This window comes from Acinetobacter sp. 197 (genome assembly GCF_048148385.1).
Classification (GTDB): Bacteria; Pseudomonadota; Gammaproteobacteria; order Pseudomonadales; family Moraxellaceae; genus Acinetobacter; species Acinetobacter pecorum.
Window position 1 is genome coordinate 80,535 of record NZ_JAYWZK010000013.1, and the last position, 22,706, is coordinate 103,240.

At 44.1% G+C, this 22,706-nt stretch carries 22 protein-coding genes; 10 read left to right on the plus strand and 12 right to left on the minus strand.

Features of this window, described 5'->3' with window-relative positions:
• Positions 1-16: 16 nt before the first annotated feature.
• Entirely contained in the window at positions 17-1,126 is a 1,110-nt protein-coding gene (pheA, locus tag VXQ11_RS13155; protein WP_064096620.1) for a prephenate dehydratase, read from the minus strand.
• Between the two features lie 486 nt (positions 1,127-1,612).
• On the opposite strand from pheA, the gene VXQ11_RS13160 reads away from it, so the two are divergent.
• On the plus strand, positions 1,613-2,131 hold the full coding sequence (locus tag VXQ11_RS13160; RefSeq protein ID WP_064101842.1) for a DJ-1/PfpI family protein: 519 nt from the start codon (positions 1,613-1,615) through the stop codon (positions 2,129-2,131).
• Positions 2,132-2,211: 80 nt separating this feature from the next.
• Here VXQ11_RS13160 and VXQ11_RS13165 read toward each other — a convergent pair whose 3' ends face one another.
• On the minus strand, positions 2,212-3,354 hold the full coding sequence (locus VXQ11_RS13165) for an acyl-CoA dehydrogenase family protein (RefSeq protein WP_416706236.1): 1,143 nt from the start codon (positions 3,352-3,354) through the stop codon (positions 2,212-2,214).
• A gap of 168 nt (positions 3,355-3,522) precedes the next feature.
• Positions 3,523-4,866, minus strand: coding sequence for a dicarboxylate/amino acid:cation symporter (locus VXQ11_RS13170; protein WP_064096617.1), 1,344 nt, complete (start codon positions 4,864-4,866; stop codon positions 3,523-3,525).
• A gap of 414 nt (positions 4,867-5,280) precedes the next feature.
• Between VXQ11_RS13170 and VXQ11_RS13175 the strand changes: the two genes are divergently transcribed.
• A complete protein-coding gene (locus VXQ11_RS13175) occupies positions 5,281-6,282 on the plus strand; it encodes a glycosyl transferase family protein (protein WP_064101839.1) in 1,002 nt (333 codons plus the stop codon).
• A gap of 68 nt (positions 6,283-6,350) precedes the next feature.
• Here the strand turns inward: VXQ11_RS13175 and VXQ11_RS13180 are convergent, their stop codons facing one another.
• Both VXQ11_RS13180 and VXQ11_RS13185 read right to left on the minus strand, forming a co-directional pair.
• Positions 6,351-6,623, minus strand: a complete 273-nt coding sequence (locus tag VXQ11_RS13180) for a YeaC family protein (protein WP_064096615.1) — start codon at positions 6,621-6,623, stop codon at positions 6,351-6,353.
• Between the two features lie 2 nt (positions 6,624-6,625).
• Positions 6,626-7,564 carry an NAD(+) kinase gene (locus VXQ11_RS13185; RefSeq protein ID WP_416706237.1) on the minus strand — a complete coding sequence of 313 codons (939 nt, stop codon included), beginning with the start codon at positions 7,562-7,564 and terminating at the stop codon, positions 6,626-6,628.
• A gap of 192 nt (positions 7,565-7,756) precedes the next feature.
• On the opposite strand from VXQ11_RS13185, the gene mrcB reads away from it, so the two are divergent.
• Both mrcB and VXQ11_RS13195 read left to right on the plus strand, forming a co-directional pair.
• On the plus strand, positions 7,757-10,147 hold the full coding sequence (mrcB, locus tag VXQ11_RS13190) for a penicillin-binding protein 1B (protein ID WP_416706238.1): 2,391 nt from the start codon (positions 7,757-7,759) through the stop codon (positions 10,145-10,147).
• 14 nt (positions 10,148-10,161) lie between these two features.
• Positions 10,162-10,707 (plus strand): tetratricopeptide repeat protein, encoded by a 546-nt coding sequence (locus tag VXQ11_RS13195; protein WP_064096613.1) that lies wholly within the window; start codon positions 10,162-10,164, stop codon positions 10,705-10,707.
• Positions 10,708-10,763: 56 nt separating this feature from the next.
• On the opposite strand, the gene VXQ11_RS13200 is transcribed toward VXQ11_RS13195, so the two are convergent.
• Positions 10,764-11,663, minus strand: coding sequence for an NUDIX domain-containing protein (locus VXQ11_RS13200; protein ID WP_416706239.1), 900 nt, complete (start codon positions 11,661-11,663; stop codon positions 10,764-10,766).
• A gap of 138 nt (positions 11,664-11,801) precedes the next feature.
• Here VXQ11_RS13200 and hemP point away from each other — a divergent pair, with 138 nt between their 5' ends.
• Entirely contained in the window at positions 11,802-11,972 is a 171-nt protein-coding gene (gene hemP / locus VXQ11_RS13205; RefSeq protein ID WP_004645578.1) for a hemin uptake protein HemP, read from the plus strand.
• Between the two features lie 76 nt (positions 11,973-12,048).
• Here hemP and VXQ11_RS13210 read toward each other — a convergent pair whose 3' ends face one another.
• The 4 genes from VXQ11_RS13210 to VXQ11_RS13225 form a co-directional block, all read right to left on the minus strand.
• The gene (locus VXQ11_RS13210; protein WP_416706240.1) at positions 12,049-13,380 is read right to left on the minus strand and encodes an ATP-binding protein; all 1,332 of its coding nucleotides are present in this window, start codon (positions 13,378-13,380) and stop codon (positions 12,049-12,051) included.
• 4 nt (positions 13,381-13,384) lie between these two features.
• Entirely contained in the window at positions 13,385-14,050 is a 666-nt protein-coding gene (locus VXQ11_RS13215; protein WP_064096610.1) for a response regulator transcription factor, read from the minus strand.
• A 135-nt stretch (positions 14,051-14,185) separates the two neighbouring features.
• Positions 14,186-14,551, minus strand: a complete 366-nt coding sequence (locus tag VXQ11_RS13220) for a NirD/YgiW/YdeI family stress tolerance protein (RefSeq protein ID WP_416706241.1) — start codon at positions 14,549-14,551, stop codon at positions 14,186-14,188.
• A 95-nt stretch (positions 14,552-14,646) separates the two neighbouring features.
• Positions 14,647-16,404 carry a GspE/PulE family protein gene (locus VXQ11_RS13225; RefSeq protein ID WP_416706242.1) on the minus strand — a complete coding sequence of 586 codons (1,758 nt, stop codon included), beginning with the start codon at positions 16,402-16,404 and terminating at the stop codon, positions 14,647-14,649.
• Between the two features lie 211 nt (positions 16,405-16,615).
• On the opposite strand from VXQ11_RS13225, the gene VXQ11_RS13230 reads away from it, so the two are divergent.
• Positions 16,616-17,869, plus strand: coding sequence for an MgtC/SapB family protein (locus VXQ11_RS13230; protein ID WP_064096607.1), 1,254 nt, complete (start codon positions 16,616-16,618; stop codon positions 17,867-17,869).
• A 1-nt stretch (position 17,870) separates the two neighbouring features.
• On the opposite strand, the gene tsaA is transcribed toward VXQ11_RS13230, so the two are convergent.
• Positions 17,871-18,593 (minus strand): tRNA (N6-threonylcarbamoyladenosine(37)-N6)-methyltransferase TrmO, encoded by a 723-nt coding sequence (gene tsaA, locus VXQ11_RS13235; RefSeq protein ID WP_064096674.1) that lies wholly within the window; start codon positions 18,591-18,593, stop codon positions 17,871-17,873.
• A gap of 105 nt (positions 18,594-18,698) precedes the next feature.
• Here tsaA and VXQ11_RS13240 point away from each other — a divergent pair, with 105 nt between their 5' ends.
• Complete coding sequence (locus VXQ11_RS13240) at positions 18,699-19,478, plus strand: ferredoxin--NADP reductase (RefSeq protein ID WP_064096606.1); 780 nt, start codon at positions 18,699-18,701, stop codon at positions 19,476-19,478.
• A gap of 50 nt (positions 19,479-19,528) precedes the next feature.
• Here VXQ11_RS13240 and VXQ11_RS13245 read toward each other — a convergent pair whose 3' ends face one another.
• Positions 19,529-20,155 carry a cation transporter gene (locus VXQ11_RS13245; RefSeq protein WP_064096605.1) on the minus strand — a complete coding sequence of 209 codons (627 nt, stop codon included), beginning with the start codon at positions 20,153-20,155 and terminating at the stop codon, positions 19,529-19,531.
• 85 nt (positions 20,156-20,240) lie between these two features.
• Between VXQ11_RS13245 and VXQ11_RS13250 the strand changes: the two genes are divergently transcribed.
• The 3 genes from VXQ11_RS13250 to VXQ11_RS13260 all read left to right on the plus strand — a co-directional run bounded on the left by VXQ11_RS13250 (position 20,241) and on the right by VXQ11_RS13260 (position 22,450).
• Positions 20,241-20,651, plus strand: a complete 411-nt coding sequence (locus VXQ11_RS13250; RefSeq protein ID WP_064096604.1) for a Cd(II)/Pb(II)-responsive transcriptional regulator — start codon at positions 20,241-20,243, stop codon at positions 20,649-20,651.
• Positions 20,652-20,783: 132 nt separating this feature from the next.
• Positions 20,784-22,193, plus strand: a complete 1,410-nt coding sequence (yegQ, locus tag VXQ11_RS13255; RefSeq protein WP_416706243.1) for a tRNA 5-hydroxyuridine modification protein YegQ — start codon at positions 20,784-20,786, stop codon at positions 22,191-22,193.
• A 2-nt stretch (positions 22,194-22,195) separates the two neighbouring features.
• Positions 22,196-22,450 (plus strand): YfhL family 4Fe-4S dicluster ferredoxin, encoded by a 255-nt coding sequence (locus tag VXQ11_RS13260; RefSeq protein ID WP_416706244.1) that lies wholly within the window; start codon positions 22,196-22,198, stop codon positions 22,448-22,450.
• Positions 22,451-22,706: the final 256 nt, after the last annotated feature.

Sequence of the window (22,706 nt, forward strand, 5' to 3'; positions counted from 1 at the left end):
TCACGAAAGGCTGCTTTTATAAAACAGCTGCAGGATATGAACCAAGCACGCGAACTTCTTTCACGAGCGGGCGAATTTCTTCAATCGCTGCTCTCACATGCTCCTGTTCAATATGACCTTCAAGATCAATGAAGAACACATAAGCCCATTTTTCAGGAAGTGCAGGACGGGTTTCAATACTGGTAAGACTAATGTTGTGTTTGGCAAATGGCGCCAGAATTTCTAGCAATGCACCAGCACGGTCATGTGCTGATACCAGCAGTGAAGTTTTGTCATTACCGCTTTGTGGTACTTTTTCACGACCAATCACCAGAAAACGTGTGGTGTTTTCCGGATTGTCCTCGATATTGCTGTGCATGATCTCAAGATTGTAGATGTTCGCAGCAATTTCAGAGGCAATTGCGGCAGAGTGCCACTCATTCTGAATACGTCGTGCAGCTTCGGCATTTGAGCTGAGTGCAACACGCTCTACCCCTGGATAATGGGCATCTAGCCATTTACGGCATTGTGCCAGAGTTTGCTGATGTGCATAAATCTGCTTGATACTGTCTTTACGGGTATTTTCCGAGATCAGGAACTGGTGATGAATCGGTAATTCAACTTCACCAATGACATTCAGATGCGAGGTTTTGAAACAGTCCAAAGTATGGTTCACCACACCTTCAGACGAGTTTTCAACCGGTACCAGACCATAATGTGCACTGCCCGCCTCTACTTCACGAAACACTTCATCAATGGTGGGTAATGGACGAACCACGGCATCATGACCAAAGTGTTTGAGTACTGCCGAGTGTGTGTAGGTACCAATAGGTCCAAGGAAAGCAATACTTTGTGGTGCTTCAAGCGCTAAACATGCTGACATGATTTCGCGAAACAGACGTGCCATGGTGGTATCCGACAATGGCCCCTCATTGCGCTCCATAACATTGCGCAGGACTTGTGCTTCACGTTCCGGACGGTAAAACAGCGGATTTTCTTCAGAAGCAAATTTCGCTTTTGCGACTGCCTCGGCCAAACGCGCGCGACGGTTAATCAACTGCTGGATCTGCTGATCAACTGAATCGATATCTTCACGAATTTTAGCCAAATCTAAAGAAGCCGTTGTGTTTTGATCGTCGTTGATCATCGTGATGTCGCCCTGTATAAACCTTATCTGTGCAGTATAACAATAGTGTGCTGTAAATGTTACACAATATAACTTTAGTAGATTAATTCTTAAAAATAAGGAGTTGATTTTAACCGTTCATCACTTTAGTCATATCTGGTAACATTTCTTTCACTATTTCCACCGAATTTACATTATCAAATTGTAAACTTTGCATGCTCATCTTAACTGATTTTTATCAAGATGAAATATCACTATTTCTTAATCTAGATAACGGTTTTAAGCATAAGAAAATTAAAATAATTGCGATATGACCTTAGCTTTTAAGAGAATGATATCTGATATAGATTTCACAATAAAATGCACTCTATCCAACCTTATTTTTCTAGGTTTATCTTTGACTTAGCTAATATTTTTACATTCCACCACCACTTGATTACAAAGCGGAGACGATTTTTTAACCAATCGTAGATAGTCTAATTTAAAACATACGTTTGGGTGTCAGTCATGCCAAAAAGAATAGCTGTACTTGTAACGAATAATTTTGAAGACCAGGAATATCTTGAACCTGTTGCAGCCTTGCTGGCAGCACAGCATAGCATCTGCAACATTGAGCTCAATGCAGGAAAAATAGTCTACGGCCTGCATGGTCAGTCAAGTGTGACAATTGACCGCGGCATCGAACAAATCAGTATTGATGATTTTGATGCCTTACTGATTCCTGGCGGTGAATCTGCAGTTTCTTTATCTACCGATCTCCGGGTGCTGCAATTTATCCAAGCCTTTAATCAGGCCAAAAAAACCATCTTTAGTTTATGTGATGCCTCTTTACTCCTGTGCGAAGCAGATGTACTGAAAAATCGAATTATTACCAGTATTCGCGCGCATGCTAGCCGTGTACGGCATGCCGGTGGCACTTACTATGATGTCGAGCTGGTAAATGACAATAATCAGTTGATTTCATCACGCCTGCCCAATGATTTACCTATTTTTATTAATGAATGTTTGAATGTCTTAAAATCATAAAAATTAAAAGAACATTTACCATTTGGATTATTTCTCGCGTAAAAAAGAGCCCTTCAGGACTCTTTTTAGTACTTGAGCAGTTAACGCCCCAGCAGCCCCCGTGCCACGATTTCCTTCATGATTTCATTGGTACCGCCATAAATCCGCTGGATTCGTGCATCCACAAAGAAACGTGAAATCGGATATTCGGTCATATAGCCATAACCACCAAAGAGCTGGAGCAAATTGTCAGCAATTTTCATCTGCATATCGGTCGAAAAGCTCTTCAAAGCGGCTGCAGTTTCTACGTCAAGTTTACCCTGCATATACAGCTCGACATTCTGATTATAAAAAGCTGCTGTTGCCAGTTCATCAATTTTGGCCTGTGCCAGAACAAAACGGGTATTCTGGAACTGTCCAATCGCCTGACCAAAAGCCTGGCGCTCTTTCACATATTGCGTCGTTACATCGATAGAACCACGAATCGCACCCAAAGCCGTCGCCGCAATCGCAGTACGTTCGCGTGGCAATTCCTGCATCAAATAGACAAAGCCCTGACCTGGCTGCCCCAGCAACTGCTCTTTAGGCACTTTGACATTATCAAAAAACAGCTCAGAAGTGTCCTGAGAATGCAGGCCAATTTTGTCCAGATTTTGACCCTTTTTAAAGCCTTCCAGATGCGTATCGACCAGCATTAAAGACACACCTTTGGCACGGGCTTGCGGATCAGTCTTCACTGCCAAAACTACCAGATCGGCATGCTGGCCATTAGAAATAAAGGTTTTGGAACCATTCAGCAAATAATGATCATCCTGCAAAATGGCATTAGTACGCATGGCCTGCAAATCTGAGCCTGCGCCCGGCTCGGTCATGCCAATCGCACCCACTACTTCGCCTGAAACCATTTTTGGCAACCAGTATTTTTTCTGTTCTTCAGTCCCGATATGCAGAATATACGGTGCAGCAATATCTGAATGGCAAGACAAACCGGTTGAAATTGCGCTATAGCCTGCTCGTGCCGACTCTTCAATCAGCATCAGGGAGTAATGCGTCGGCACACCATAGCCACCATATTCTTCTGGCACATCGACACACAAGAATCCATTTTCACCCAGCACATTCCAGACTGAACGCGGCATCATGCCCTCACGCTCCCACTGTTCATAGTAAGGCGCTACATGTTCGTTCATAAAGCGTTTGAAATTGTCGCGGAAAAGTTCCAGGTCAGCATCGTAAGCCAGCATTCTTGTATCCTTATGGTGTTTATCATTTTATTTCCTGTCCACAGGCTAACTATTTTTATAGCTACTGTCATGTGCCTGATGGGTTTTTTTGCTAACTTCACAGTCAGATAAAAAAACAAAAAGGAAGCCGAAGCTTCCTTTTTTAAGACCTTAAAGACTCACTCTAACTTAGTGAGCGTTATTGCCTTCTTGCGCCATTTTTTCATCAATTTCAGCTGGATTTGCTAATGCATAGTTGAGCTTATCCATATCTAACTGACCAACCCATTTCGCCACAACTAAAGTAGCCAAAGAGTTACCGACCAGGTTAGTCAAAGCACGCGCTTCAGACATGAAACGGTCAATACCCAGAATCAAGGCCAGGCCCGCAACAGGAATATTTCCTACAGCTGCCAGAGTTGCCGCCATAACAATAAAGCCCGAACCGGTGACACCTGCTGCACCTTTAGAAGAAATTAACAATACTAGAAGCAAGGTAATCTGGTGAGATAAATCAAGCTGCGTATTGGTGGCTTGTGCAATAAAGATCGCTGCCATGGTCAGGTAAATTGACGTACCATCCAGGTTAAATGAATAACCTGTTGGGATCACCAGGCCAACCACTGATTTTTCAGCACCCGCAAGCTCCAGTTTCTTCAACATACGAGGCAGTACCGACTCAGAGGAGGACGTACCGAGTACAATCAGTAACTCTTCACGAATCAGGCGGATCATCTTCATGATGCTAAAACCTGTGAAACGTGCAATTGAACCCAAAACAATGAAAATAAACAGCAAACATGTGATATAGAAACAGATGATCAGTTGAGCCAACTGCGCCAGTGATCCAATCCCATATTTACCAATCGTGAATGCCATGGCACCAAATGCACCAATTGGAGCAAGTTTCATGATCATATTCACGATGTTAAAGAACACATGTGAAATCTGGTCAATCAGTTTAAGTACCGGCTTCCCTTGTGCACCCAATTTATGCAGCGCAAAACCGAACAGGATCGCGAATAAAAGCACTTGCAGGATTTCACCTTCAGCGAAAGCTCCCACTACCGTATTCGGAATAATATTCATCAGGAAATCAAGGGTAGACTGCGACTCGCCTGAAGTTACATACTTCGAGATTCCCGCAGTATCCAGACTGGCTGGATCAACGTTCATGCCAACACCTGGCTTTACGATGTTAATAACCAGCAGACCAATCACCAAAGCAATCGTTGAAACGATTTCAAAGTAAAGTAGAGCCACACCACCAGTTTTACCGACTGATTTCATGCTCTCCATGCCTGCGATACCACTGACCACAGTACAGAAAATCACAGGAGCGATGATCATTTTGATTAAACGGATAAATGCATCACCAAGTGGCTTTAGCTGCTCACCTAGACCCGGAACATATTGTTCTGCACCATTAATAATTTGTGTACCACTTGGCGAGAAATGTCCGACCAGGATACCCGCAATAATGGCTACGATCACTTGAAAATAAAGCGACTTATAAATTGGTTTTTTAGCCATAACCTTACTTCGCGATATACTTCTAAAAAGAAGCAATATTCAGTTTTTACTTATTTAAGAAAATAAGCGTCCAATACTTGATTGTCTGAAACAAAAAAGTGCCTATGTATCAAGAATTAATCTGATACTAAAAATAGAATGTGTATGTACGTTTAACAATCACAGCAACCCTGGTCTTCAAAAAGAAGTCAGCGCATTGATCAGGAGATGAAGCAAACACAAATAATCACGGGAAATTTTAACTGCTTTTTAGACTTTTGTTTAACCCGAAATGTTAATTTTGGCTAAATAATAGGCAATATTCCTTATACTATAGTCTTATAAAACTATAATAATTCTGCAAAATAAGAAGGTGAAATACCAATATCAGCGTAAAATATGCCAATACTTGATGAATATGACTGATCTATCTGTATGAACACAAAGCGAAATATTTATAAAGATACCGAACATCCTTTTGCCCAGTTTATTCGTATTATTGGCAAGGGAAAAAATGGTGCACGCTCCTTAAGCTATGAAGAAGCTTATCAGGCTTTTAGCATGATCCTGAACAATCAAGTATTGGATGTACAGCTTGGTGCTTTTCTGATGCTATTACGGGTCAAGGAAGAATCCGTCGATGAATTAGCAGGTTTTGTTCAGGCAACCCGTGATCAGCTTAACTTCAAAGCACTGGAGGTCGATCTGGACTGGTCCTCTTATGCTGGAAAACGCAAACATTACCCATGGTTTATTCTGTCTGCCCTTACTCTGGCCAAGCAGGGCTATAAGATTGTCATGCACGGTGCATCAGGCCATACCATGAATCGTGTTTACACCGAACAGGTGCTGACTTACTTAGGCTATCCAATCTGCCAGAATGATGTGGAAGTTGAGCAGCAGCTTGAAGAAAGACACTTCGCCTATCTACCTTTAGAGGTAATTTCTCCGATTCTGTCTGAGCTGATTGCACTGCGAAATGTCATGGGACTGCGCTCTCCAATTCACACGCTGGCACGCCTGATCAATCCCTTTAATGCCAAAGCAACTTTACAGGCCATTTTCCATCCGGCTTATCGGAGTTCACATCAGCAATCGGCTTACCGCTTAGGTTATAAAAACAGTGCGGTGATTAAAGGTGAAGGCGGTGAATTTGAACGTAACCCGGATGCCAAAACCTTAATCTGCGGGATTAAAGAGGGTGAGCTGTATGAGCATGAATTGCCGAAACTAACCGACAATCGCAGCCCGATTGAAGAAGAACTGGATTTATCCGTGTTTAAAGAAGTCTGGGAAGGCAAACATTCACATGAATATGGTGAAGTTGCAGTGGTTGAAACCATGGGCATTGCCCTGTATACCATGGGCGAATGTGACAGCTATGAAGCAGCGATGCAAAAAGCCAAAGAATTCTGGGATAGCCGTCTTTCAGTTTGATGCTACTACTCAGGCTTTATGACAGACATTAAAAAAGACCACATTGATGGTCTTTTTTAATGTCTGGATTAGACAAAACGGATCGGCTTGAATTCCGGCTCATGCTGGTGATGATCATCATCACATTGTTCGCCTTCTTCTTTAGTGCCACGATCGATATAACCACTACGTTCAGTTTCTGGCAGGTTTTTCATTTCCCAGGCATATACCGCCTGCATGCAGGTCTGACGCTGTTCCTGAGTCAAAGCCACACCGTTTGGCCATTTGCCAATTTCAATGGCTGTTCTTAAGCGTTCTACAATCTCAGGATTGAGTACGGCAAGCATTTGTTCAATATTCATGGTTAATCCTGCTTAAAATAATCGAAGTCCTGATTCCAGCCCAGTTTGGTTCGGCATGCATTATAGAAGTCATAACCTGGCGGATGCAGAAGATGCAGTTTAAAGGGATGCTTACGAATATGGACGCTATCTCCAACATTCAAAGACACACTGTGCTGTCCATCCGCACTCACCATCGGCAGTACGCGATTTTCACGAATCAGTAATTTAATTTCACTATGCCCTCCAACCACAATCGGCCGTGAAGACAAGGTATGCGGATGCATCGGCACCAGCGCAATCGCATCCATACTCGGATGAACAATCGGCCCGCCTCCCGACAACGCATAGGCGGTAGAACCAGTCGGTGTAGAGATAATCAGGCCATCACTATGCTGACGATAGACATATTGTCCATCAATATTCAGCTCAAAATCAATCATGTGTACTGATTTGCCTGAGTGTAAAACCACATCATTCAAGGCAATGGCATCATAAATGATTTCACCTTTAGAGCGAACTTCCACTTCCAGCAGGAAACGGCGCTCTGCCTGAAAGTCGCCTTTGAGCACCTGATCTAACTTAAAGATCACTTCGGTCGGCTTGATATCTGTCAGAAAACCCAGACGACCACGGTTGACTCCAATCACTGGTGTATTGTATTTCACCAGTGCCCGAGCAGCGTGTAAAAGTGAGCCATCCCCACCCACCACAATTACCAGATCAACTACTTCGCCCAGCAAGGCCCGGCTGACAGTCTGGGTATTTTGATAAGGTACCAGTTCAGCTGTAGCGGCATCAAAAACAGGATGTAGACCTAAATTGAGCAGATGATCATGAATCAGGCATAAGGTTTCAACCACTGAAGATTTATCCGGGCGTCCGATTAACCCGATATTTCGAAATGTCTTGTGGGAAATTTGCACCAGTGTCGTCGCTCCGCTTCGAATCCTGCTTATCATATCATTAAGCATGAATAGGATGACAATTTATAACATGATAAAGCCGTCTAGGATTTAATTTGAAATAGACTGAAATTAAGGAGAAAATGTGAAGTTTAATTTTAATTTTAATCTCAATATTTGATTAAATATTGCAAAATAACGAAAAGCTTCGCATGATTAGCACAATTTCACAGGGTCTTATTATCATTTATGAAATCTGAACGAGGTATGGGGTTAATTGCCTTAATCTTCTCCATTCTAGTCATTTCTGCATTTGTAGCATTTAGCATCTATTTGATTAGATTAGATAATATCGTGCGTGAAAAATTTGAAGGTCAACGCTGGGACATTCCAGCCAAGGTTTTCGCACGCCCGATGGAAGTGTATGTCAATGCCCCCGTCAGTCAGCAGGATTTCCAGCAAGAACTCAAATTATTAGGTTATAAAAATTCAGATAGTTATACCAAATCTGGCAGCTTTGTCAGCACTGGCAATACCCTGTATGTACATACCCGTGGCTTTGATTTTGGTGATCGGGTTGAACCTGAACAGGTATTAAAAGTCAGTTTTAGTGGCGATCAGATTGCTGAAGTAAGTGCGACCAAGCCTTCTTCTAGCGGCATTGCCCGTCTGGAACCTCTATTGATTGGCGGTATTTACCCGCAGCATAATGAAGACCGCGTGCTAATTAAACTTAACCGGGTTCCTAAGCCTTTAATTGACGCCTTAATTGCCACTGAAGACCGTAATTTTTACCATCATTATGGCGTATCTCCTCGCGGGATTGCGCGCGCAGTGGTCAGCAACATTACCGGCGGTAAACGTCAGGGCGGTTCAACTCTGACCCAGCAGCTAGTCAAAAATTTCTATTTAACCCCTGAACGTACTTTAAAGCGTAAGGTTAATGAAGCCCTTATGGCAATGCTGATTGAATTGCATTATGACAAAGATGAAATTCTGGAAGCCTATTTAAACGAAGTGAATCTGGGCCAAAATGGTAACTATTCCATTAATGGTTATGGTCTGGCCTCACAGTTCTATTTTGGCCTGCCGCTACGTGAACTGAATATTTCCCAACAGGCCTTTCTAGTAGGTCTGGTTCAGGGTCCAAGCCTGTATAACCCGTGGCGTAATCCGGAAATTGCCAAAAAACGTCGTGATGTGGTCCTACATAACATGCTGGTCATGGGGTATCTGACAGAGGATCAGTATGAAACAGAAAAAGCCCGCCCTCTTAATGTCATTTCAAAACCGACTTTAGGTCCAGCGCGTTTTCCGGATTTCCTGGATATCGTTCGCCGTCAGTTACGTACCGACTATCAGGAAACCGATTTAACCAATCAGGGTCTGCGAATATTTACCACTTTAGATCCTTTAGCCCAAACCCGAATTCAAGAAAGTTTTAAAGATACCGTGGCACGCTTAAGTAAATCCAATCCAGGACGCCTGAAAGATTTACAGGGTGCGGTATTGGTAGCACATCCGGAAAATGGAGAACTGGTAGCCGCTGTGGGTTCTACCCAAGATTTTACTGGCTTTAACCGTACAGTAGATGCCAAGCGTCAGGTCGGCTCGCTATTGAAACCGGTCATTTTTCTGACTGCACTGGAGTCTAATCGCTACAACTGGGCCAGTCCGATCGAAGACAGTGAAATCAGTATCAAGAGTGACGGAAAAACCTGGACACCCAAAAATTATAGCGGGCGCGGACATGGCATGGTGCCGATGATTCAGGCGCTCTCCCAATCCTATAACCTGTCGACCGTTCGTTTAGGTCAGGAATTTGGCCTGTCGACTTTTATTAATCATCTCAAACAATTTGGCGTGACTTCAAACATACCTTCCTATCCATCTATCTATCTGGGTGCAGTGGATATGTCGCCTATGGAAGTTATGAATATCTATGGGAATTTTGCTACAGGCGGCTTTAGATATCCAGTAAAAGCCATCCGTTCTGTGGTCGATGCCAATGGCCGATCTCTCGATCGTTATAGTCTGAGTGTACAACCAACCATTGATCCGGCTGCCGCTTATGCCCTGAATTATGGCTTGCAGCAGGTTATGGCGAGTGGTACAGGTCGTGCGGCGTATAGCAGCTTGCCACGGAGTCTGAATCTTGCCGGAAAATCCGGTACGACCAATGATAGTCGAGACTCATGGTTTGCTGGATATTCGGGAAATTATATGACTGTGGTCTGGCTGGGGCTGGATAACAATAAAGTCACTGGATTAACCGGTTCTTCAGGTGCTTTGCCGGTTTGGACCAATGTCATGAAACAGTTACGTCAGAAACCGGTGAACCTGCCACAGCCGAATGAAATACAATGGCACTGGCTGGATCGTTATACGGGTTTATTGTCTGCGCAAGGTTGTGAAGGTGCCATGTACATCCCAATTTCGCGGCATGCCCTGCCAAGTCAGGCAACTCCCTGCGGAATCTCGCATTATGCGACTGAGCCTTATGATATTAACTCAGAACCTCCAGCATCTGATGCAGAACAGGATGACATGAATCGCTATATACAAGAAAGTGAAACAGAAATAGAACGTGATCTTGAAAGCGAAACACGTATTATCGCCAGTGGAAGTTATAGCCAATAATTGAGTCCATGTATATGTTTAAAAAAATCCTCCCTGGTTTGCTCATCCTCAGTCTGGTGGGCTGCCAAACCATAGTAGAGCCTGAAAAGCCAGTAAGCCCTGCCAAGCCTGCAACGGAAAAGCCTAAAACACCTACACCAGACGGTGTAGTGATTACGCCTTATGAGCGTCCTGAGATCAAACGTCAGAAGATTGTAATTCCTGAGCAAAAGCAGAAAAGCCAAAAGTTTGATGATGGCCGTAATTTGCCGGCATTCAAGAGTCTGATGCTGCAAACCCAACAGGCATACAGCAAGCAGCAGTACGATCAAGCGGAAGCGTCTGCAACTCAGGCACAGCGACTGGCTCCTCAGGCATCCGAAACGTATTTGTATTTGGGGATGATTGCCAATCGTAAAAATCAGCCAGCACGAGCGGATGCCTTTGCCTTACGCGGCCTGAGTTATGCCCAGTCCAGTGCCATGAAAAAGCAGCTCTGGCAAGTTCGTCTCAAATCTGCACAGCAGCAAAAAAATGCCAAAGCGATTCAACAAGCCCAGCAGGCATTAAAAAAGCTTTAAAGCCATTTTTATAGAAATTGACTTACCAAAAGAAAGCTTACATTCAAATACAGCATTTACACATAACGAATGCCGGCAATGCCATAGGCATGCTGGCGTTTTGCATAATGTAGGTCTTCCGCTCTTAATCCACCTAAAGCAAAAACCGGAATCTGTACCTGCTCTGCCATTTGCTCGAATCGCTCCCAGCCTAGTGCAGGGGTGTCCGGATGCGTCTCGGTCGCCAGTACCGGACTGAGGAGTGCAGCTTCACACCCGATCTGTTCTGCATGTATCAAAGCGCTCAGGTCGTGGCAAGCTGCCAAGTAACGATAACCAGATTTCAAGTCGCCTTGTTTCAATTCCATCAATTGGGTTTGTTTCAGATGGATCGTGCGAATCGTTTGCTGCTGCAATTCATTCAAGTGTGACCAAAGCTGCTGGTTAACAATTAACTTGGAGAGTTGATCTACCGGACATTGTGCTAATTGCATGATCCGTTCAGACGTTAGGTCTACGCGCCAATACAGCATTTGGTCTGTATCCAGATTTGATAAGATATTCAGATCTTCAGAAATCTTGATCCGCTGCGGCCATTGCAGCTTTTGAATCATAGAGTGATTGGCTTTCGGAAAATTCAGCTGTCCAAGCTCTTCCCGATGATACCAGCGCCAGGGCTGTTTAATTTCAGCCAGTTGCGCAGGCTGCACTGAAGCATGAAAAATATGCAAATTGACGATGAGATCTTCATATTCATGGGAGATAAAATCAGAGACATGCCAGCGTTCAATATCAATACCGACCTCTTCCATCACTTCGCGTCGGCAGGCTTCGACTGGTAATTCACCCTGTTCAACTTTTCCCCCTGGAAATTCATATTTATTGCCCTGATGCTGCTTGGCTTCACGCCAACCTACAAGAATCTGATTTTGATAAAATAAAAGCGCAATTGCGACATGAATCGTAGCTTTAGTCATGATGTTCAGAGCCGTTAAAGTTTTACAGATTGTAAGCAAATTAGAGTTTTTTATAAATTGCTCAATATTTCGTTGACAGACCTATTCGATAATGATTATCATTTAAATCAATCCAAAACACACCACGGAGTCGACGGAATGAACGCCCCATTTAGCCTATTTACCCGTAACAATGATACTCATCATGCCTTGCCAATGCTGCACTCCAACAATCTGTTTGCACTGGGTCGTGAAATCCGGATCATGCATGCTGGCGAAGAATATCGTTTGCGTCTGACCCGCAACAACCGTCTCATTCTGACCAAATAATTAAATCAGTTCTAATAATAACAAACGTGGGAAGCAGCAGTATGAATCAGCGCATACTGCTTTTTTATTTTGCCCATCATGAAATTTCACTTTCAGGCTTAAAATTCAATGACACTTTAAGTCCGCCCAAGTCCGATGGCACATAATCAATTTTGGCTGCATGCAGTGCCATAATTTTCTGGCAAATCGATAGGCCTAAACCTGAACCCTGAGTGCGTGTTCCTAATGCCCGATAAAAACGTTCGCCCAAACGTTCCAGTACATCGGCAGCAATTCCCTCTCCTGAGTTTTCGATCAGTAACTGTGGATGCGATGTTTTAACCATTCTAATCTTAACCCATCCCTGTGACGGCGTATAACGAATGGCATTGTCGACCAGATTGCGAATACAGCTAAACATCAGCTCTGGATTTGCCTCAACAACGACATCTTCAAGGTTGAGGTTCCAGTGAATGTCCTTTTCCTGTGCAAAAGGCTGTAAGGCCTGTAAAGCCTCCTGAACCAGATTTTTAAGATTGACCGCCTGCATAGGTAATTGCCCGGTTCGCTCCGGATCAAGTCGCGCCAGTAAAAGTAAGTTTTCCAGCACCTGCGTACCACGGTTGACATCATTCTGGATCAACTGCAATGCCTGGGGGAGCTGAGCATCATCTTGATATTTGCGTTTTAAAACCTGTAGACGCATTTGAATGGCAGACAGTGGCGAACGCAGCTCATGTGAAGCATCTGCAGTAAAACGCTGTTCAGCAGCCAATGATTTCTTCAGCCGGCCGAGCATGGCATTTAGCTGGCGTACAATCGGTTGCAGCTCAGTGATTTCAGGATCAGGCATTTTGATCGGACTGAGATCCTGGGCAGTTTTAGAACCAATGGCACGCGAAATCTTGTTTAATGGCCGCAACTGGCGTTTGACCGAGACCCTTAGAATCAGCCATTGCATGAGCCATAAAATAAATAAAATCCCGGCAAAACCGAGTGTGGTTTGCCAAAGCTCATTGAAGCGTACTGCAAGCGGCTGTACGATTTTTACCTGTAAACCGTCCTCTTCTTCATTCAGGATACGGATAAAACGGCCATTTTCATAAGCAAACTGAAAGCCATTCTTATGTGTCACGGGAATGGCATTAATTAGCTCATGATTAACAGAAGTAGTCAGTACCTGCTGATCAAGTAACAGAATATATTGGATATCAAACTCTTCGCTGAGCTCATCAACTTGGGTGTCTTTGGCTTGGGTGACATCACCGAGTAACAGCTCAGAAATCTGTTCCATTAATTCATCATGCAACTGATTGGCCTGATAACTGGCAATCCCCAATAACAACAGCCAGGCCAATACTCCAGCCAATATGGAACTGAACAGCGCATGTTTAATTAACCTAGTTTGCAAGGAAATTGGAGCCGACATGAGCTTAGGCCTCAGCTTTATGCATGCGATAGCCCAGACCGCGAATGGTTTTAATCATCTGACTGCCAATTTTTTTACGTAGCTGATAGATAAACACTTCAATGGCATTACTTTCAATTTCATCTCCCCAGGCATACAGCGATTCTTCCAGCTGCTCACGGGTGACAATATGTTCAGGCTGCTGCATCAACTTGTATAGAATCTGAAATTCCTTCGCAGTCAGATTGATCGCTTGTCCCGCTTTGGTCAGGGTTTTGGCCTGAGTGTCCAGACTGAGATCCTGCCAGTGCAGAATATGATTCGGTGTTTGCTGTTTCAGTCTGAGCTGGGCTCGTACCCGTGCGGAAAGCTCTTCCAGGCTAAAAGGCTTGACCAGATAATCATTGGCCCCCAAATCAAGGCCTTGAACCCGGTCGTTGATACTGTCTTTGGCGGTGATAAAAATTACCGGGGTATCTCGCTGTTGGCTACGCAAACTTTTTAGAATATCGTCACCTGTTGCATTCGGCAGACCACGATCCAGCAAAATACAATCGTACTGATGCTGCTCAATCGCCAGAATAGCATGATCACCACGCTCAACCCGATCAACTACATAACCATCCATTTCCAGCCAGGTCTGGATACTTTCTGCCTGAGACTGGTCATCCTCTGCCAAAAGAATACGCATGCTGTGCTCCCTCTGCTTATTTATTCTATCTTGCCCTGAAAAAGCACCATACTCAAAAAAGCCACATGCTTTTTGGTAACTTGCATGTGGCTTTTTGTTGCTGTGTTCAGATTAATTTCGGCAACTTAGTCGAGATTAAAAGCGAACCTGTTCAACATCAATTTCAACACGTTTTGCCGGTTTATAGTCAATATCAATTTCACCTGTAATCACTACCGGGGTTTTGGCTGAAATCGGTTTGTCTTGCCAAAGTTCATCATCAATTTCAACAGTTATAGTACCTGTGCGGTCACGGAACTGGTATTTTTCATCCCCCACTGCTTTTACAATATAACCTTTAAGCTGAACCTTGCTATCATCTTTCATGGCCAATGCCTGTTTGACCGTAGTCGATTTGGCAAAAGCGGCCTGATTCACAGCTGTTTCGCTACTTGCTACTGCAGCAGTTGCAATAGAACCCATCAATGCAGCTGCCAAAACTGTATTTATCATCATTTTCATCGCAATCACCTCTTTTAAAGTTTTGCCCTTGTTTCGATGATGCTATTAAAACAGCCAAAGATGAATTGAATCTTAAGATTGCCTCATTTTTAAAATTAATTTAAGGGTACCACTCTCAGAACTTCTTCAAGCGTAGTGACACCTTCCAGAATCTTGCGCGCGCCGGCAATTCTGAGCGGCTCTACCCCTTCTTTTTTGGCCTGCTGACGCAGCTGGTTCAGGTTAGCATCGGCACCAATCAACTGTTTGGTGGTCAGACTCAGCGGCATAAACTCATAAATCCCGATACGGCCTTTATAGCCGGTATGCCGGCATTCTTCACAGCCTACCGCCTTAAAGACAAATTCTGGCCGAGGTAAAGGATAATCCGTGGCTAGATGTTGCCACTCCTGCTCGTTCAGGAAACTTTCCTGTTTGCAGTGTGGACACAGCTGACGTACCAGACGCTGGGCCAAAACCCCGAGTATAGTCGCGGCCGTCAGAAAAGGTTGCACCCCCAGATCATGCAGACGGGTCAGACTCGACGGTGCATCATTGGTATGTAAAGTCGATAGAACCAGGTGACCGGTCAATGCCGCCTGAATCGCCATATTGGCAGTATCCTGATCACGGATCTCCCCGACCATGATAATGTCCGGATCTTGACGCATCAGCGCACGCACGCCATCAGCAAAACCGAGATCAATACCATTATTGACCTGCATCTGGTTAAAGCTGGGTTCCAGCATCTCGATCGGGTCTTCAATGGTACAAACGTTAACCTGTTCCGTCGCCAGCTGCTTCAGGGTTGAATAAAGCGTAGTAGTTTTACCGGAACCGGTCGGGCCTGTTACCAGAATAATGCCATGACTGTGGCTGGTCAGATTGTTCCAGTCGTTGAGCAGATGACCTTCAAAACCGAGTTGCTGAAAGCTTCTGACCAGTACTTCCGGATCGAAAATACGCATGACCAGTTTTTCACCAAAGGCCGTCGGCAAGGTCGATAAACGTAGTTCAGTTTCCTGTCCTTTCGGCGTGCGGGTTTTCAGTCGGCCATCCTGCGGTTTACGTTTTTCTGCCACATTCATCCGGCCCAGAATCTTGATCCGGGAAATGACCGCTGTCAGGGTATTGGCGGGCATGTTGTAAATCGTATGCAGTACGCCATCGATCCGGAAACGGATCTTGCCCGTATCTTTACGTGGTTCCATATGAATATCACTGGCGCCCTGCTCAAAGGCAAATTGCAGCACCCAGTCCACCAGTTTGACAATATGCTGGTCATTGGCATCCGGATTCTGGGAATCGCCCAGTTGCAGCAAGGCTTCGACGCCCTTATTTTCCCGGTCATAGGCAGAGGATTTCTGCGATCCACTCACTGCACGGCTGACCTGATAATACTCAACCATATACCGCTGGAGCTGTTCCGGATTAAGCAGTACCCGTTCAATTTTCTTCGGTGCAATATTCTGCTGAAGATTCGACATCCATTCAGTTTTATAAGGCTGATCTGTAGCGATCAGAACTTTGTCTGCCTGAATTTCTACTGCCAGAATACGGTTACGTAATGCATATTCCTGTGACATGACATTGGTCAATGCCTGCACATCAGCTTTGAGTGGATCAATGATATAGAACATCAAGCCGGTTTTTTCTGCCAGCCATTGACATAAACGGTTCAGGGTGAGTGTCGTTTGAGGATGGGATTGATCGACCAGATGAAAATTGGCGATCCACTGCAAAGGATGCCATTTTAATTGTTCACGTTGCCGATGCGTCGTCTGTACCAGCATTCGGTCGCGTTCACTGATTTTACCGTCTTTAAAAAGTTGCTCTAAACACCAGGCTGTATCAATTTCAAAGTCAAATTTCATTATTATCAGTCCCCAAACTTGACTCCACTATAACAACTTTTTGCAGTTTTTCGCAGGCTCTATCCACACTGGCCGATCCACTATGTTTCTATTTCTTCATTCAATGCCAAAACCATCACATTGTTTCGGAACATAACCATTTCCTGCTTGTTTAAGCTGGAGTTTATCTTCTATATTTTAACCAGTCCGTCTTAAATCGCTGAGGCCGAATATGGATTTTAGCGCAGTGCCCCTTAATAGCATCAGCTCTTTCCAGGACCTTATAACCATCCTGGCTGCCGCACTTGGCTGTGGCCTGCTTATAGGCCTGGAACGAGAACGTCATAAACAGCGCGAAAGCCACCCCAGTTTTGCAGGATTACGCTCCTTTGCGCTCAGTGCTCTGCTGGGCGCACTCTGTTTTTTATTCGGCATGGTCATCGGGCTGGCTGGTGCGCTTATTATTGGAGGGATAGTCATTTTTTCCCTTCGTAATCAGCCTGAAGACCCGGGCATTACTACAGAACTCGCCTTCCTCATGACTTATTTTATAGGGGCAATGTGTCTTTGGAATATTCCGCTGTCTGCGGGACTGGCCGTCTTGTTAACCATTATTTTGATGGCCAAGCACTCCATGCATGATTTTGCGGGAAAATGGATTAAAGAGGCTGAATTCAGGGATGGACTGTTACTACTTGCACTTATACTGATCGGTTTGCCGCTTACCCCTGACCGTCCATTATGGGGAGAAGTTCTTAACCCCTATGTTATCTTGAAATTACTGACCCTGATTTTAGTCGTGCAAGCTTTAGCCCATATTGCGAAACGTTTTTTATCCACTAAAAATGCCCTGATGCTCTCTTCACTGGCCTCAGGCTTTGTTTCCAGTACTGCGACCATTGCCCAATTAGGCCTGCAGGTACGCAAAGGTGAAATGGATGCGCAGCCAAATGCCGGGGCTGCACTGATGTCATGTGTCTCTACCCTGGTCTTGCTGCTTATTGTCGTTGGAGGTGTGTCTTGGGCCTGGCTTAAACTCTTGCTCCTTCCTTCCGTTGTGGGCATGGTTATTCTGGTCGCCTGCGCATTTCTATTATTGCGCAAGGCCAAACCGGTCCAAGAGCTCGAATCTGCGGACAGCCCGATGTTCAGCCTAAAAGAAGCTGTCATTATTGCAGTGACTTTAACCCTGATTCAGGCCGGAATTTATGCGCTGGAATTGTGGCTTGGCAATGCCGGCTTATTGGCCGGCACCTTGCTTGCTTCATTATTTGAGGTTCATGCCGCAATGGCAGGTGTGGTGATTCAGGGAGATCCTTCCAACACCCATCTTATTTATGCCCTATTATTAGGTCTGGGTGCCCATGCAGTGGCCAAATCAGTAAATGCTGCCCTGACTGGTGGATTTAAATTTGCCCTGTATTTTGCCCCAGTCCAGCTTATTCAAATGGCAGTATTGATTGGACTAGTGTGGTGGAGTCTATAAATCAGGAGGGAGCGTGATGAATAGCAGTAATTATCACTTGCTGAGTATGAACTTTGAAATGGGTATCTACCGTAGCAAACTTCATCCCATAAATCCGTTCCTTATCATCCTGATAGGCTGGCCTTGGATCTAGAGATAAAACCGCTTCCAGCTCCTGAATACCCTGTGGTGAGATTTTCCCGCATTTCAGTAAATGCAGTTTTTGCTGCTCCGCCTCTTCACTCCAGATGACGGCTTTACGCTCAGGCTCATCCTGCGCATAACCACTTTGCGCTTCAACAATCGCATCCGAATATTGAATATAAGGTTTGATATCTACAATGGGTGTGCCATCGAGTAAGTCACTCCCTGTGACATATACCCGGACATGCTTGCCCACCTTACTAACTTCTTTGAGTTTAACGACTGAAAGGCCAATTGGTGAGGGACGATACATACTGCGCGTAGCAAATACGCCTATTTTCTTGTTGCCGCCCAAACGTGGCGGACGAACCTGTGGACGAAACTGGCTGCTCTCGTGTTGGTTTTTATTGTCATGAAATTGCCAGACTAACCAGAGATGGCTGAATTCTTCAATTCCCTCAAAGGCGAGCAGATCATTATAGGGTCCGGCCATTTCAATATAACTTTCGACCTGAACCAGATTGGGCTGGCGCGGGATACCAAATTTTTCTTTGTAGGGAGAACGCATATAGCCAATAATCGGTAGCGTCAGTTCAGTCATCATCACTTTTTTTGATAAGCTCAATTAAATATATTCAGTTTATCGAGAATGAATTTAGATTAGAATAGCAAGCTGTTCTAATTTGATAACTTATTGAGACCTTTAATGGCTGCTTTTAACGTCGAAAAGATTACTCACGTCCACCACTGGAATGATACTTTATTCTCTTTTAAAACGACTCGTGATCCTGCTTTGCGTTTTAAAAACGGTCAGTTTGTAATGATCGGCCTTGAAGTCAATGGCAAGCCGTTAATGCGCGCATACTCAATTGCAAGCGCCAACTACGAAGAAGAGTTAGAGTTTTTCTCAATTAAAGTGCCTGATGGTCCACTGACTTCGATTTTACAGAAAGTTAAAGTCGGCGATGAGATTTTGATTTCCAAAAAACCGACAGGCACATTGGTACTGGATGACCTGAATCCAGGCAAAAACCTGTATCTTCTTTCTTCAGGTACAGGACTTGCGCCATTTTTGTCCACTATTCGCGATCCTGAAACTTACGAACGTTTTGAAAAAATTATCGTGGTTCACGGTACGCGTTTTATTTCAGAACTGGCTTATCAAGATTTAATCCTGAATGAAGTGCCAAATCATGAGTTCTTCTCGGAACTTGGCGCAAAAGAAAAACTGATCTATTACCCAACCGTAACTCGTGAAGAATATCCAAATCAAGGTCGGGTCACGACTGCGATTGAAACCGGTGAACTGTTTGAAAAAATCGGTCTGCCACGTTTCAATCCGGAAACTGACCGTGCCATGTTATGTGGTAGCCCAGCCTTCCTTGACGATGTTGCTGCACTTCTTGATCAACATGGCCTGAAAGAATCTCCACGTATGGGCGTTCTAGGCGACTACGTGATTGAACGTGCGTTCGTTGAAAAATAAGATTCAATGTCATTAAAAAACCGGGCATTAAAGTCCGGTTTTTTATTGTCTTAAATTTGAACCTGCTTCGAAGATGTTCGCTCTATGAATGCCTGCTTAACCACTTGGTATCCGGCCGTCAACCCCAAGCCTGCCATAATTATCGCCACAATAATATCTGGCAACATACTACCCGTCCCAAACACCCCGACAGCCGCCAAAATCACGGCAGCATTTCCGATCGCATCATTTCGGCTACAGAGCCAGACCGATTTCATATTGGCATCCCCATCTCGAAAAGCATATAAAATTACTGCTGTAATCACGTTAGCAATTAAGGCCAGCACACCAATAACTCCCATAGTCAGCGCTTCAGGCGGTATACCTTGTATAAAAGCGTAGATGACTTTTCCGATCACCACCAAGCCAAATACAGCCATGGTCAATCCTTTAATCAGGGCAACTGTTGCGCGCCAATACAGGCTTGCCCCTAATACAGCCAGTGAAATCCCATAATTTACTGCATCTCCAAAAAAATCTAGCGCATCTGCCCATAATGCGGATGAATGCGCATAAGCACCACCCACTAGTTCTACAATGAACAAGGTCAAATTAATGAATAATGCAATCCATAAGGCGGTTCTGAATTTGCTATTGGGCGTGGATGGTGCAGGTTCATGACTACAACTACAAGCCATATGATTCTCCGAGGATTTTCTATATAAAATACGCTATAGTCATTAGAAACTATGGAGTAACTCCAAGGTCAAGCCTGAGGTGTTTATGTCACATTATCTCATTTCAGAAATCGCGACTAAGACCGGTTTAAGTACCGACAGCATTCGCTTTTACGAGAAAAAAGGGTTGATACAGCCGAATTTTCGAGCAAGTAATCAGTATCGTTATTATGCTGAAGAAGCCTTGAAACGTTTAATTTTTATCAAACGTTGCCGTACCCTAGGCATGTCTTTAAAAGAAATCGAACATCTGATTAAACTGGAGCAGAACCCTGAACAGGACTGCTGTGAAGTCAATCAGATGATTGATCGGCATCTTCTGGAAATTTCAAATAAAATTAAAGAATTACAAATATTTGAGCAACAGCTGATGCTGCTTCGTGACAGCTGCAATACGCCCACCACAATCGATCATTGCCAGATTTTAAAAACTTTAGAATCGCTTGAAAATACATAAAACTTTCTGGAATTCTTAACTTTATGAGTGCTTCATTTTTAACTTGAAATTTAGTTGAATTACTCCAATTCCGAGTTATTTACTAGGTTGAATCCTGATTTTAGATGGTTAGAATAAAGCCGTACTTTTTTTATGTCTTTCAATTTGATCATGAGCATTTCTCACGTTACCGAACTTCTCTCACCTGCAGGCTCATTAAAAAATATGCGCTATGCCTTTGCTTATGGTGCAGACGCAGTCTATGCAGGCCAGCCGCGTTATAGCCTGCGGGTTCGTAATAATGAATTTGACCATGAAAATCTCGCGATTGGTATTAAAGAAGCCCATGAATTAGGCAAAAAATTCTACGTGGTCGTCAATATTCAGCCACATAACTCCAAGCTGAAAAATTTCATTCGTGACTTAGCTCCTGTGGTTGACATGCAGCCGGATGCACTGATCATGTCCGATCCCGGTCTGATTATGCTGGTCCGTGAACATTTCCCGCATATGGATATTCACCTGTCGGTACAGGCCAATGCCGTGAACTGGGCAACCGTCAAATTCTGGAAGAACATGGGATTGACCCGTGTCATTCTGTCACGTGAACTGTCGATTGAAGAAATTGCAGAAATCAAACAGCAAGTGCCGGATATGGAGATTGAAGTCTTTGTTCATGGCGCACTGTGCATGGCCTATTCTGGCCGTTGCATGCTGTCTGGCTATATGAACAAACGTGATGCCAATCAGGGTGCCTGCACCAATGCCTGCCGTTGGGAATATAAAGTGCTGGATGCCAAGGAAGATGAAACCGGTGATGTGATTCCAGTGAAAAATCTGGATTCAGGCTGCTGCTCCAAAGATGCCGACGAAGCACATATGCAGGCACAACACCAATTCAACGAGCCAGTGCTGTTACAGCGCAATGAAGAAGACATGTTTGCCGCAGAAGAAGATGAACACGGCACTTATTTCATGAATTCCAAAGATCTGCGCGCGGTTCAGCATGTCGAACGTCTTACCAAAATTGGTGTACATTCCTTAAAAATTGAAGGCCGGACCAAGTCCTATTTCTACTGTGCGCGTACTGCCCAGATTTATCGTAAAGCAATTGATGATGCCCTTGCTGGTAAGCCGTTTGATCCATCCTTGATGACCCAGCTTGAAGGTCTGGCGAATCGTGGTTATACCGAAGGTTTCCTGCGCCGTCATGTGCATAGCGAATATCAAAACTATGAGAATGGTTCATCCAGTTTCGATCATCAGCAGTTCTGTGGTGAAGTGTTAGAACGTAATGGAGACTACATCAAGATTGATGTGAAAAACCGTTTTGTCCTCGGTGATTCACTGGAACTGATGACGACTAGAGGCAATATCACCTTTACTTTAACGGAAATGAAAGACAAAAAAGGTAATCTGATTGAAGATGCCAAAGGCTCAGGTCATATCGTCGAGATTCCGGCTCCAGCAGATGTAGATATGCAATATGCCCTGCTGATCCGTAATCTGCCGCATTCAGCTGCAAATATTTCAGCATCTTCACTGGCTTATCAGGCAGGTTAAATATGGCACTGCTGATTACCGACAAATGCATCAATTGCGATATGTGTTTACCGGAATGCCCGAATGAAGCGATTTATGAGGGTGAAAAGTTCTATGAAATTGACGTAAAACGTTGTACGGAATGCGTCGGTTTTTATGAACATCAGACCTGTGTAGATGTCTGCCCGATTGAATGCATTATTCCTCATCCGGATCATTGTGAAACACAGGAACAATTACTGGAGAAGTTTAAGAGCTTGAAGCTGTTTGAAGCTTAAACAAAAAGTAAAACAATTGATTTATTCGTGATTCTAAAAACAACCTTGGGGAAAGCAGAAAAAATAAGGGTTGAAAACAAAAAAAGTGTGGAGAAAAGGAACGGCTACAAGCGATTGGGGACGCTTTTGGCTGATCTAACAAGAAGTAAAAAAAGGAACTCTGGTGTTAGCATCCTGAGTTCCTATAAAGCGAAAATAATAATAACTCTTTGAGATAAAGCACCTGGAATTTGGGGATTCCAGGTGCTCTTTTTTT